This is a genomic window from Bradyrhizobium sp. NBAIM18 (genome assembly GCF_020193825.1).
Classification (GTDB): Bacteria; Pseudomonadota; Alphaproteobacteria; order Rhizobiales; family Xanthobacteraceae; genus Bradyrhizobium; species Bradyrhizobium yuanmingense.
On sequence record NZ_JADYVO010000023.1, the window covers coordinates 67,883 to 80,337 of the forward strand.

Here is a 12,455-nt window from a genome sequence, read left to right on the forward strand (position 1 = left end):
CCGGGGACCTCTTGGGCGCCCCTCGGAGCGGTTCCACCGGTAGCGCAAGAAGAAAGGGTTGGAATCGTGACGACAGCGTCTTCGGCGGACCATCCGACACGCCGTGATTTCTTATTCGTTGCAACAGGGGCATTTGCAGCAGTAGGGGGCGCGGCTGCGCTCTGGCCCTTCATCTCCCAAATGAATCCGGATGCCTCGACCATCGCCGCCGGTGCGCCGATCGAGGTCGATCTCAGCCCGATCGCGGAAGGCCAGGACATCAAGGTGTTCTGGCGCGGCAAGCCGATCTACATCAGCCACCGCACCAAGAAGCAGATCGACGAGGCGCGCGCCGTCAACGTGGCGAGCCTGCCGGATCCGCAGACCGACGAGGCCCGGGTCAAGTCGGGCCACGAGCAGTGGCTGGTCGTGATCGGCATCTGCACCCATCTCGGCTGTATCCCGATCGCTCATGAAGGCAGCTACGACGGCTTCTTCTGCCCCTGCCATGGTTCGGTCTACGATACGTCCGGCCGCATCCGCCAGGGCCCAGCGCCCACGAACCTGGCCGTGCCGCCGTACCAGTTCGTTTCCGACACCAAAATCCAGATCGGCTGAGCTTCGGACTCAAGTCCGAAGCTTCGCGCCGTCTCGTCGTACTATTTCCTCAGGATCGCATCATGAGCGGACCATCCGACTACCAGCCGAGCAATCCGGCCCTGCAATGGATCGAGCGGCGCCTGCCGATTTTTGGTCTCATCCACTCCTCCTTCGTCGCCTATCCCACCCCGCGCAACCTGAACTATTGGTGGACCTTCGGCGCCATTCTTTCCTTCATGCTCGGAATGCAGATCCTGACCGGCGTGATCCTGGCGATGCATTACACGCCGAACGCCGATCTCGCCTTCAAGTCGGTCGAGCTGATCGTCCGTGACGTGAACTACGGCTGGCTGCTGCGCAACATGCACGCGGTCGGCGCCTCGATGTTCTTCGTCGCCGTCTACGTCCACATGTTCCGCGGCCTGTACTACGGGTCGTACAAGGAGCCACGCGAGGTGCTGTGGATCCTCGGCGTCATCATCTACCTCCTGATGATGGCGACCGGCTTCATGGGCTACGTGCTGCCCTGGGGCCAGATGAGCTTCTGGGGCGCCACCGTCATCACCAATTTGTTCTCGGCCGTTCCCTATGTCGGAGAGAGCATCGTGACGCTGCTCTGGGGCGGCTATGCAGTCGGCAACCCGACGCTGAACCGCTTCTTCTCGCTGCACTATCTCTTGCCATTCGTGATCGCAGGCGTCGTCGTGCTCCACGTCTGGGCGCTGCACGTCGCTGGCCAGAACAACCCTGATGGCGTCGAGCCGAAGACGGAAAAGGACACGGTGCCGTTCACGCCGCATGCGACCATCAAGGACATGTTCGGCGTCGCCTGCTTCCTGCTGCTGTACGCTTGGTTCATCTTCTACATGCCGAACTATCTCGGCGACGCCGACAACTACATTCCCGCGAACCCGGGCGTGACGCCGCCGCACATCGTGCCGGAATGGTATTACCTGCCGTTCTACGCGATCCTGCGCTCGATTCCCGACAAGCTCGCGGGCGTCATCGCGATGTTCGGGGCGATCATCATCCTGTGCTTCCTGCCCTGGCTCGACACCGCCAAGACCAAGTCCTCGAAGTACCGTCCGCTCGCCAAGCAGTTCTTCTGGATCTTCGTCGCGGTCTGCATCCTGCTCGGCTATCTCGGCGCACAGCCGCCGGAAGGCATCTACGTCATCGCCGGCCGCATCCTGACGTTTTGCTACTTCGCCTACTTCCTGATCGTGCTGCCGCTGCTCGCGCGCATCGAGAAGCCGCGGCCGGTGCCGAACTCGATCTCGGATGCCGTGCTGGCCAAGACCGGCAGCCGGTCGACGCCGATGGTCTCGACCGCGATCGTGCTGGCGCTCGCCGGCTCGCTGTTCGCGGGCTCGATCGACAGCGCGAAAGCAGCCGAAGGCAGCGATAGGCCGCCAGGCAACACATGGTCGTTCTCGGGCCCTTTCGGTAAGTTCGATCGCGGCGCGCTGCAGCGCGGCCTCAAGGTCTACAAGGAGGTCTGCGCCAGTTGCCACGGCCTGTCCTTCGTCGCCTTTCGTAACCTCGCCGAGCCCGGCGGGCCCGGCTATTCGGTGGCGCAAGCCGCGGCGTTTGCATCCGAGTACAAGGTCAAGGACGGCCCGAACGATGCGGGGGACATGTTCGAGCGCCCGGGCCGGCCGGCGGACTATTTCCCCTCGCCGTTCGCGAACGAGCAGGCCGCGCGTGCCGCGAACGGCGGTGCGGCGCCGCCGGACCTGTCCCTGATCACCAAGGCGCGCTCCTATAAGCGCGGCTTCCCCTGGTTCATCTTCGACGTCTTCACCCAGTACCAGGAGCAGGGGCCTGACTACGTCGCCGCATTGCTCCAGGGCTATGAGGACAAGGTGCCGGAGGGCGTTACCCTCCCGGAGGGCTCGTACTACAACAGGTACTTCCCGGGCCACGCCATCAAGATGCCGAAGCCGATCAGCGACGGCCAGGTGACCTATGACGACGGCTCGCCGACTACGGTCGCGCAGTACGCCAAGGACGTCACCACCTTCCTGATGTGGACCGCCGAGCCGCACATGGAAGCGCGCAAGCGCCTCGGCTTCCAGGTCTTCGTGTTCCTGATCGTCTTCGCGGGCCTGATGTACTTCACCAAGAAGAAGGTCTGGGCCGCCTCGCACTGAGCGGCGAAGGACGTGAAATGCAAAAGCCCCCGTACGGGGCTTTTTTGTTGGTCCCGTGTCGCGGACGCGCGAAGCGCGAGCCGGGACACAGGATGCGTGGGGCTGGGCCCCGGATCAGCAATGCATCACGCCGCACTGGACGATGCTGCGCATCGCCAGGGGCGCGCTGTATTGCATCCGGGGCACGAGAGTGTGTTGCTCGGCACGATTGCCTATCGCCCTCCCACCCGCCAAAATGCCGCCAACCGATCCCCCAGAAACTCACCGGAGGACACCATGGGAACCAGCATCACCTTCAAGCGCCCGGACGGTAAGGACGCCTCGGGCTATCTTGCCAATGCCGGGCGCGGCAATGCGCCGGGCGTCGTCGTGATCCAGGAATGGTGGGGCCTGTCCGATCAGATCAAGGGCCTGTGCGACCGCTTCGCGCTGGCCGGCTTCGACGCGCTGGCGCCCGATCTCTACAAGGGCAAGGTGGTGCCGTATCACGACACGGACAGCGCCAACAAGGAGATGAACTCGCTCGACTTCATGGACGCCACCACGCAGACCGTGCGCGGCGCCGCGCAATATCTGTCGCGCAACGGCGCCAAGGTCGGGCTGACCGGCTTCTGCCTCGGCGGCGCTGTGACCATCATCGGCGCGACCAAGATCCCGGAGCTTGCGGCCGGCGTCGTGTTCTACGGCATTCCGCCCGAGCAGGCGGCCAAGCCCGCAGACGTCAAGATCCCGCTCCAGGCCCATTTCGCCAACAAGGACGATTGGTGCACGCCGGAGCTGGTCAACGGCTTCGAGAAGGCCATGAAGGCCGCCGGCAAGTCGCTGGAACTGTTCCGCTATGACGCCGAGCACGCCTTCGTCAACGAGCAGCGCCAGGCCGTGCACGACCGCGAAGCCGCCGAGCTCGCCTGGGGCCGAGCGACGGAGTTTTTCAGGAAGCATCTGGGGTAGGGGCGTGAAGGACAAATCCGAGGCCGATGCGCAGTCGAAGCGTGAGGCCTTCAAGGTCCCGGAGGACCATCGCGCTGCCGTTCTTGAGGGGCTCCGCGAGGCCGATCGAGCCGAGTACGCGACCGATGCAGACATGGCCGCGCTTTGGAAGCGGTGCGGCCTCTAGTCCGTAGCCCGGATGGAGCGAAGCGGAATCCGGGGACTTTCCGATTGTGGACGAACCCCGGATTGCGCTGCGCTCCATCCGGGCTACCGCCTTGCCGCACCCTTGACGCCGCCCCCGTGCCATGGTGAGTATCCGCCCATGAGCACCGCCGTCCGCCCAGCCCGTCGTTGGTGGCGCACCTCCTAAAGAGGTGGCCGGTGCGATTTCTTTTCTCAAAATCGTCTGAGGTCGCCACGCAGCGCGGCGGCCTGATCGTTTGTCCTGTGTGGCGTTCCCTCGACAAGTTTCGTAAGAGGACGACATGAACAGGACAGTCTTTGCCCTCCCGGTCAAAAGCGCCTATTCGACCCGCGCGGGTCTTGCGATCACGCGCGTGGCCGAGCAGTTCACCGGCGGCGCCAACCGGCTCGACGACCTGATTAACCTGCTCGACCGCCGCCGCGGCGTGGTGCTGTCCTCGGGCACGACCGTGCCCGGCCGCTACGAGAGCTTCGATCTCAGCTTCTCCGACCCGCCGCTCAAGCTCGAGACAGTTGGCGTCAATTTCAAGCTGGAAGCGCTGAACGCGCGCGGAGAGGTGCTGATCGCCTTCCTCGGCGATGTCCTGCGCGAACCCTGTGTCGTCATCTCCGAGAGAACGGCGAGCCGCCTTGCCGGCCACATCATCCGCGGCGATGCCCCGGTCGAGGAGGACCAGCGCACGCGGCGTGCCAGCGTGATGTCGCTGGTGCGCGATCTCGTCGCCGCCTTCTCCGCCAGTGATGACGGCCTGCTCGGCCTGTTCGGCGCCTTTGCCTACGACCTAGTCTTCCAGATCGAGGACCTCGTGCAGAAGCGCCCGCGCGAGGCCGACCAGCGAGACATCGTGCTCTACGTGCCCGATCGTCTGCTTGCTTATGATCGTGCCACCGGCCGCGGCGTGGTGCTCTCTTACGATTTCGCCTGGAAAGGCAAGTCGACCGAAGGCCTGCCGCGCGAGACCGCCGACAGCCCCTATCTGAAGACGCCGCGCCAGGGCTTTGCCGATCACGCGCCTGGTGAATATCAGGCCACGGTCGAGACCGCGCGCGCCGCCTTCGCGCGGGGCGATCTGTTCGAGGCCGTGCCGGGCCAGCTGTTCGCCGAGCCCTGCGACCGCTCGCCGGCCGAAGTGTTCCAGCGCCTCTGCGTCATCAACCCGTCGCCCTATGGTGCGCTGATGAATCTCGGCGAGGGCGAGTTTCTCGTCTCGGCTTCGCCCGAAATGTTCGTGCGCTCGGACGGCCGCCGCGTCGAGACCTGCCCGATCTCGGGCACGATCGCGCGCGGCCTTGATGCGATCGGCGATGCCGAGCAGATCCGCCAGCTCCTGAACTCGGAGAAGGACGAGTTCGAGCTCAACATGTGCACTGACGTCGACCGCAACGACAAGGCGCGCGTCTGCGTGCCCGGCACCATCAAGGTCCTGGCGCGCCGCCAGATCGAGACTTACTCAAAGCTGTTCCACACCGTTGACCACGTCGAGGGCATGTTGCGCCCCGGCTTCGATGCGCTCGATGCCTTCCTCACCCACGCCTGGGCCGTCACCGTCACCGGTGCGCCGAAGCTCTGGGCCATGCAGTTCGTCGAGGATCACGAGCGCTCGCCGCGGCGCTGGTATGCCGGCGCGATCGGCGCGGTGAATTTCGACGGCAGCATTAACACCGGCCTCACCATCCGCACCATCCGCATGAAGGATGGCCTCGCCGAAGTGCGCGTCGGCGCCACCTGCCTGTTCGATTCAGACCCCGCCGCAGAAGACCGCGAGTGCCAGGTCAAGGCGGCCGCGCTGTTCCAGGCGCTGCGCGGCGACCCTCCGAAGCCGCTGTCGACGTTCGCGCCCGATGCCACCGGTTCGGGCAAGCAGGTGCTGCTGATCGACCATGACGACAGCTTCGTGCACATGCTCGCCGATTATTTCCGCCAGGTCGGCGCCAGCGTCACCGTGGTCCGCTATGTGCATGCGCTCGACATGCTCAAGCAGAAGAGGTGGGACTTGCTGGTGCTGTCGCCCGGCCCCGGGCGCCCTGAGGATTTCGGGATCAAGACGACGATCGATGCGGCGCTGGAGAAGAAGCTGCCGGTGTTCGGCGTCTGCCTCGGCGTGCAGGCGATCGGCGAATATTTCGGCGGCGAGCTCGGCCAGCTCACCCATCCCGCCCACGGCCGGCCCTCGCGGGTGCAGGTGCGCGGCGGACGGCTGATGCGCAATTTGCCGAACGAGATCGTCATCGGCCGCTATCACTCGCTCTATGTCGAGCGCGACAGTATGCCGGGGGTGTTGTCCGTCACCGCCAGCACCGAGGACGGCGTCGCCATGGCGCTGGAGCACAAGACCCTGCCGATCGCCGGCGTGCAATTCCACCCGGAATCGCTGATGTCGCTCGGCGGCGAGGTGGGGCTACGAATTGTCGAAAACGCGTTCCGGCTGGATGCGCCGGTCAATTGAGAGGCACGAATGACTTTTGACCACGACATCAAGGCGAGCGTCCGCACCATCCCGGATTATCCCAAGCCCGGGATCATGTTCCGCGACATCACCACCTTGCTCGCGGATGCGCGCGCGTTCCGCCGAGCCGTGGACGAGCTCGTCAATCCCTGGGCCGGCAACAAGATCGACAAGGTCGCCGGCATGGAGGCGCGCGGCTTCATCATCGGCGGCGCGGTGGCGCATCAGCTCTCGGCGGGCTTCGTGCCGATCCGCAAGAAGGGCAAGCTGCCGCATACCACGGTGCGCATCGCCTATTCGCTCGAATACGGCATCGACGAGATGGAGATGCATGTCGACGCGGTCGCACCCGGCGAGCGCGTGATCCTGGTCGACGACCTCATCGCCACCGGCGGCACCGCGGAAGGCGCGGTCAAGCTGCTGCGTCAGATCGGCGCCAACGTGGTTGCCGCCTGCTTCATCGTCGACCTGCCCGAGCTCGGCGGCGCCGCCAAGCTGCGCGCCATGGACGTGCCCGTGCGCACGCTGATGTCGTTCGAGGGGCATTGAGCTTCGTCGTTCGTCCTTCGCGGGGACGACGGTCAAGCGCTCTGCAGCATCACGCCGATATCGAAAATCGCGGAACATCGTGTAATGCCGTCGGCTCCGCTGATGGAGTTCGGTTGCGGTGAGATTTCGTCATGGAAGATCATCCTCTCCTGACCGCGCTGGCAAACTGGCCAGGACGTGTTTCGACACAGCTCGCCTTTGAGGCGCGCGGCTTTGAGTTGCACAGGGCATGGCAGAATCGCATGATTGAGTTCTGCGGCGAGAACCAGGCGGACTTGCTCAATCGATACTGGGATGAGGTCGCGTTGGAGACAATGCGATGCGCGGGAAAGGTCCTTTCCGAGACGCGGTATTTTGGCATCGAACCACAATACCGTTCTGCATTTTTGGACGAGCTCTTTGCGGTCAGGAATTTTGTCGAACCTCCATTTCAAGCTCCTCCCCTCGTCAGAGGCTTGTATGAGCATTTGAAGAAAACCTGGTTTGACAGGGAGTTTGCGAACAGCGAATTGGCCTTCATCAGGATGCAGAAGAGGCGGGAGGGCGAGCGTCTGGGAATCCAGACGACCGGTTGGACAGGAAAGAAACGAGACGTCCTTCCTTTCATCGATGAGTTCAGCTCGGCGCTCGCGTTCAAGCGCCATCGCAATCGCTGGCATAAGAATCTGGACTGCGGTCTCGTCTTCGAGGTCAGCACCGATCTCGGCGGGAGCCCTTATTGTACCCAGATGCCCTTGATGTTTCGGATCTCTCACGCCGATGATCCCGCATTCGTATTTGAGTTGGGAGGGAATAAGCCCTTCAATCAGCTTGTCGACGGGAGTCGATTATATGGCGGAGGAGGGGATGCCAGCGAGTTTGTGCTCGGAATTCGGGCCAACATTGAGCTGTTTGATGTAATCGCCGTGTCCTTGGAATCTTCTCAGTAAGCTTAGGATCTGAAGTCGTCCTGCCTTCTTGGGTCTCGGCGTTCGCCGGAAGGACGGTCAAGACCGCTGCAATATCAAGCTGAGCTCGAGCTCCCGGAAAGCAATGTAATTGCGCCGCGTCCACTGGTGCAGCTCGGTCGAAGAGTCCTTCTCCTGGCGCAGATAGCCGGTGAAGGAGAAATTCAGCCGGTCGATATAGGTCTTGAGGAAACCGGGCAGCGCGGGAAGGCGGAACAGCCGGCCGCCTCCCATTGCCGGCGGCAGCTCGCCGCGGACGACATATTCGTTGTCCACCGTGACCAGGTTCATCCGCGGGATCCGCCCACGCAGCATCTCGTGGGCGCGGGCCGAGACGCGGTCGGTGTCGGCGACGAACAGGATCATCGGCGCAACGTGGCGCCGCGCCGCCTCCTTCAGCAGGCCGATCTCGTCGGTCATCTTGAAGAACTCGTCGAAGGCGTGGAAGCCGAGGTCGATCACCTTGGCAAGTCCGTCATCGACGATGACGCGGTCCATCAGCTGCATCTTGCCGAAGGTATCGATCACGTCGGCGGTCTCGGTCACCTTCGGCAGGTAATCGAGCAGCGACGGCTCTTTCAGGTTGACGTCGAAGGCTGCGACGCTGCCGTTCTTGAGCAGCAGGAATTCTGTGAGCAGCCGCGCCAGCAAGGTCTTGCCGACCTGCGGGCGAGGCGAGCATATGATGTAGACGGGCGTTGCGGGCATCGACAGCTATTATCTGGGCCAACTCACCGCCCAATCCAGCCGTATCAACCCGGCTTGCGCAACTATTTTTCGCTGTTGCGGGTGGCGGATTTCGAGCCGACGATGTCAGTCAGGCGGATGCGGTCGTATTCGCTCCAGACATTGGCCAACCAGTGCCGGACATAACCGCGCAGCACGAAGGAATAGTTCGCGGCCTCGTCGCTGATGCCCTTATTGGCCACGAATTTCAGGAACGGGACCGAGGAGACCTCGACCTGCTCATAGGCCATCTCGTTGAGCTTGGGGATGGTGAGCTCGGTCGCGTCCTTGATGCGGTGGAAGTAGGAATTATAGGTCGCCTGGTCCCACTGGAAGAACTGGGTGTCGTTGATGAAGTTCTTCACCAGGAAATATTTCGCGCCCCCCATGAAGCCTGCGGTCTCCGCGATCTCCTCCAGCGATGCGATCGAGGGTCCGAGGATGTGGAACACGGCGAAGGTGATCTGGCCGGCCTTGGCGGCGTCGAGGAAGCCGATGTCGCGCAGCGAGGCCAGCGCTGGCGAAAGCAGGCCGGCGCGGACGTCGATCACGGTGACCGAAGGGCTGACAGCGTTGAGCGTGTCGAAGATCTTCATCTGATCGGCCGTCGTCGTCATGTCGACGATCTCGGTGATATCGGGGTGGAAGCGTTTCAGGGTTCCGCGCGGCGACTCCGTATCGAACGCCCGCGTCGGCACGTTGTTGGCCGAGAAATAATCGAGCAGGGTGCGCGATACCGTGGTCTTGCCGACCCCGCCCTTGTCCGCGCCCACCACAACCACTGCCGGCTTTGCCATTGCTGTCCCCTAACGCGCGCCCCCGATCGCGAGGTCGCAATCGGCCGGGCCCCAAATCGATGTCCCGAGTCTGCTGTTGGGCGCGAACATGGCAGAAACAAGGGAGAATTCAATTCCTCGCGCTCCAGTTACGGCAATTCCCGAGGTTTTTCCCGATTGCGGGGAAACCCGGCGCATGAAGCGGCAAATCATGCCGTCAGTGACGGCCCCACGGTCCCATCGGATTGGCTGCCGGGGCTCCTGAGGGACTGGGCGCGGGAACGGGCGGCGGGCTCGCGGGACCGGCCGCATCGCTCCACGGCCCCTGCGAGAGCGGCGGCGGCCCGTCCTGCGCGCCGGCTTGTTCGGTCTCGAGTTGTTCCGTCTCTTCGGCGGGGTCCGGCAGCGGTCCCGGATCACGCCCGCCCGCGAACTTGACCAGCGCGTCGACCCGGGACTGCACGGAAGGATGGGTCGCGAACAGGTCGGCAAAGCCCTCGCGCGGATTGTCGACGCAGAGCTCCATCACCGCCGAGGTGGCGCCCGGCAGCTCGCCGCGGCCCTCGATCTTGCGCAGCGCCGAGATCATGGCGTCGGGGTCTTTCGTCAGCTCGACCGAGCCGGCGTCGGCGAGATATTCGCGCGACCGCGACAGTGCGAGCTTCACCACCTGCGACAGCAGCCAGGCCAGCACGATCAGGACGATGGCGATGATGATGACGATGATCGCGCCGCCGCCGGAGCTCTTGCTGTCGCTCGACGACGAGGACGACCGCGACGACGAGGAGGAGCCCGAGGACGAGGAGCCGCCGGAGCTCCAGTTCAGATTCGTGAACAGGCGGAAGAACAATTCGCCGAAGAAGCCGACCACGCCGGCGATGATGACGGCGACCACCATGAGCTGCACATCGCCGTTCTTGATGTGGGTCAGCTCGTGGCCGAGCACCGCCTCGATCTCCTTGTCGTTGAGCGCATCGAGGAGACCCGTGGTGACCGTGATGGAATATTGCCGCGGATTGAGACCGGTCGCGAAGGCGTTCAGCGCCGGGCTCTCCATGATCTTCAGCTTCGGCATGGTGAGGCCGCGCGAGATGCAGAGGTTCTCGAGCAGATTGTAGAGCCGCGGCTGTTCCTGCCGGGTGACGCTGTGGCCGCCGGTCACGGCATCGATCATCGACTGGTGAAAGAAATAGGCGATCACGATCCAGACCGCCGCCACGACCGTTGCAATGGGCGCGGCCTTGAGCAGGTCCGAGAAGGCGTGTCTCAGATAGTACGCGGCGGTCTCACTGTCGTCGATGAACACTTCGGCCACCAGCGCGCCGGCATAGACCAGCACATAGACCAGCGCGAACAAGCCGGCGAGCAGCAGCATCGAACGCAGCTTGTTCGAGGCGATGTGCGTGTAGAGACCATACGCGGCCATGACGCGATGCCCTGCCGGCCTATCGGCTCAAATCAGAACTTCACCTGCGGCACGGTCTCGACCTCGGTGCGGCTGGCGCCGAGATCGAAGAAGTCCTTCTTGGTGAAGCCGAACATGCCCGCGAACAAGGCGGCGGGCAGCTGCTGGATGCCGGTATTGTATTCCTGCACCGCGTTGTTGAAGAAGCGGCGGCTCGCCGCGATCTTGTTTTCGAGGTCGGAGAGCTCGGACGCGAGCTGCTGGAAATTGGCGTTGGCCTTGAGGTCGGGATAGGCCTCCGACAGCGCGATCAGCCGGCCGAGCGCGCCGGAGAGCTGGTTCTCGGCCGCGGACACCTGCGCCGGACCCTGTGCCGACATCGCCGAATTGCGCGCCTTGATGACGTCGTCGAGCGTGCCGCGCTCGTGCGAGGCGTAGCCCTTCACCGTCTCGACCAGGTTCGGGATCAGGTCGTGACGCTGCTTGAGCTGCACGTCGATGTCGGCAAAGGCCTGGCCGACACGCTGGCTCAGCGCCACCAGGCGGTTGTAGGCGCTGAAAGCGATCAGCGCGAGGACGACGATGACGCCGAGAACGATCCAGCCGGTCGACATGGAGAACTCCTGAAGAGGGAAGATGGCGGGCGCTAGGGTAGACGAAATTGATGCAGGATGAGAGCCCGGCGCGGAGGGAGGTAAGACTTGGTCGAATCAGGAACCGTCCGAGTTCAAGGCAGGCACGGCCAGCGAAATTAACTTTCGGACATGACGGCATCGCCCCAGCGCCAGCGCCGGGCCTCGGCATAGGCCGCCTTGTCCCGCCGCGGGACTTTTGCCGGCGCAACCCCAGCCTCCGTGCAAAGCTTGGCCGCGATCTCGGCCTTGCCGATCTCCGGCGGTGCCAGCACGCGCGCGGCGCGGCTCGCGGGCGAGGTGCGGGTCAGGGCGACGTAGATGAAGCGCTCGTCCTCGAACGGGACCTCGGCGCCCTTGATCTGCCGGTGCGCCTGCGACCGGGGCAGGCGCTGACTGAAATGGCACCAGTCGGGCGCGATGAGCGGGCACGGCCTTTCGTGCGGGCAGGGCGCGGTGACGAAAGCGCCAGCTGCGGTCAGCTGCTGCCGCACGGCGAGGATGCGGGCATAGCCGGCGGGCGTGCCGGGCTCGATCACCACCAGCGCATGGCGCGCCCTGGCCCACATCGCCTCGGTCAGCTTGCGCTGATCGGCCTCGCTGAGCTCGCCGATGATGTAGCTGGCGATGACGAGATCGGCCTGTGAGACCTCAGTGAGGTTGCCGCCGGCATCGCCGGGCAGATAACGGCACTCCGCCAATCGCGAGCTGCCGTGTGCCAGTTCGAGCGCGAGCCGGCTCAGCGTGGCGTTGGCATCGAGCAGGGTAAAATCCTGTAGCGACGGAAAGGCTTCCGCGGCGGCCCAGCTGGCGGTGCCCGGACCGGCGCCGACGTCGAGCAATGTTTCGGGGGCGAGATCAGGCGCGATCTCGGTGAGCGCATTGAGGCTCGCCGCCACCGCCGCGTAGGTCGCAGGCATGCGCGCCAGCGCATAAGCGAGCGCATCTGCGTCCGACTTGATCGTGCCGGAGGTGCCGCCGGCGCGATACGTAGTCGAGATCTTCTGCGAGCGCCGGGCCGCGTCGCTGCGAGAGAAGCCCTGCAGCTTGCCGTCGAGGGCGGCTTTCAGTTCGGCGGGAAGGGTGGGGGAGATCATCATCCGC

Annotated in this window: 12 protein-coding genes; 7 read left to right on the top strand and 5 right to left on the bottom strand. The window is 64.2% G+C overall.

Features of this window, described 5'->3' with window-relative positions; genetic code table 11:
• Nucleotides 1-66 precede the first annotated feature (66 nt).
• The 7 genes from petA to I6F17_RS32370 all read left to right on the top strand — a co-directional run bounded on the left by petA (nucleotide 67) and on the right by I6F17_RS32370 (nucleotide 7,794).
• Nucleotides 67-597, top strand: coding sequence for a ubiquinol-cytochrome c reductase iron-sulfur subunit (petA, locus tag I6F17_RS32340; RefSeq protein ID WP_036006265.1), 531 nt, complete (start codon nucleotides 67-69; stop codon nucleotides 595-597).
• 62 nt (nucleotides 598-659) lie between these two features.
• Nucleotides 660-2,732, top strand: coding sequence for a cytochrome b/c1 (fbcH, locus tag I6F17_RS32345; protein ID WP_225130915.1), 2,073 nt, complete (start codon nucleotides 660-662; stop codon nucleotides 2,730-2,732).
• A gap of 276 nt (nucleotides 2,733-3,008) precedes the next feature.
• Nucleotides 3,009-3,683 (top strand): dienelactone hydrolase family protein, encoded by a 675-nt coding sequence (locus tag I6F17_RS32350; protein ID WP_225130917.1) that lies wholly within the window; start codon nucleotides 3,009-3,011, stop codon nucleotides 3,681-3,683.
• Between the two features lie 4 nt (nucleotides 3,684-3,687).
• Complete coding sequence (locus tag I6F17_RS32355) at nucleotides 3,688-3,849, top strand: hypothetical protein (protein ID WP_157784007.1); 162 nt, start codon at nucleotides 3,688-3,690, stop codon at nucleotides 3,847-3,849.
• Between the two features lie 301 nt (nucleotides 3,850-4,150).
• Nucleotides 4,151-6,316 carry an anthranilate synthase component I gene (locus I6F17_RS32360; protein WP_225130919.1) on the top strand — a complete coding sequence of 722 codons (2,166 nt, stop codon included), beginning with the start codon at nucleotides 4,151-4,153 and terminating at the stop codon, nucleotides 6,314-6,316.
• A 9-nt stretch (nucleotides 6,317-6,325) separates the two neighbouring features.
• Nucleotides 6,326-6,865, top strand: coding sequence for an adenine phosphoribosyltransferase (locus tag I6F17_RS32365; protein WP_036024845.1), 540 nt, complete (start codon nucleotides 6,326-6,328; stop codon nucleotides 6,863-6,865).
• 131 nt (nucleotides 6,866-6,996) lie between these two features.
• Entirely contained in the window at nucleotides 6,997-7,794 is a 798-nt protein-coding gene (locus tag I6F17_RS32370) for a hypothetical protein (RefSeq protein ID WP_225130921.1), read from the top strand.
• 57 nt (nucleotides 7,795-7,851) lie between these two features.
• Here I6F17_RS32370 and I6F17_RS32375 read toward each other — a convergent pair whose 3' ends face one another.
• From I6F17_RS32375 to I6F17_RS32395, 5 genes are all read right to left on the bottom strand, one after another.
• Nucleotides 7,852-8,520 carry a hypothetical protein gene (locus I6F17_RS32375; protein WP_225130923.1) on the bottom strand — a complete coding sequence of 223 codons (669 nt, stop codon included), beginning with the start codon at nucleotides 8,518-8,520 and terminating at the stop codon, nucleotides 7,852-7,854.
• A 62-nt stretch (nucleotides 8,521-8,582) separates the two neighbouring features.
• The gene (locus tag I6F17_RS32380) at nucleotides 8,583-9,335 is read right to left on the bottom strand and encodes a hypothetical protein (RefSeq protein ID WP_036024846.1); all 753 of its coding nucleotides are present in this window, start codon (nucleotides 9,333-9,335) and stop codon (nucleotides 8,583-8,585) included.
• A 196-nt stretch (nucleotides 9,336-9,531) separates the two neighbouring features.
• Nucleotides 9,532-10,740, bottom strand: coding sequence for a M48 family metallopeptidase (locus I6F17_RS32385; protein ID WP_036037184.1), 1,209 nt, complete (start codon nucleotides 10,738-10,740; stop codon nucleotides 9,532-9,534).
• A gap of 32 nt (nucleotides 10,741-10,772) precedes the next feature.
• Nucleotides 10,773-11,333, bottom strand: a complete 561-nt coding sequence (locus tag I6F17_RS32390; protein WP_036006288.1) for a LemA family protein — start codon at nucleotides 11,331-11,333, stop codon at nucleotides 10,773-10,775.
• Nucleotides 11,334-11,470: 137 nt separating this feature from the next.
• On the bottom strand, nucleotides 11,471-12,451 hold the full coding sequence (locus I6F17_RS32395) for a small ribosomal subunit Rsm22 family protein (RefSeq protein WP_225130924.1): 981 nt from the start codon (nucleotides 12,449-12,451) through the stop codon (nucleotides 11,471-11,473).
• Nucleotides 12,452-12,455: the final 4 nt, after the last annotated feature.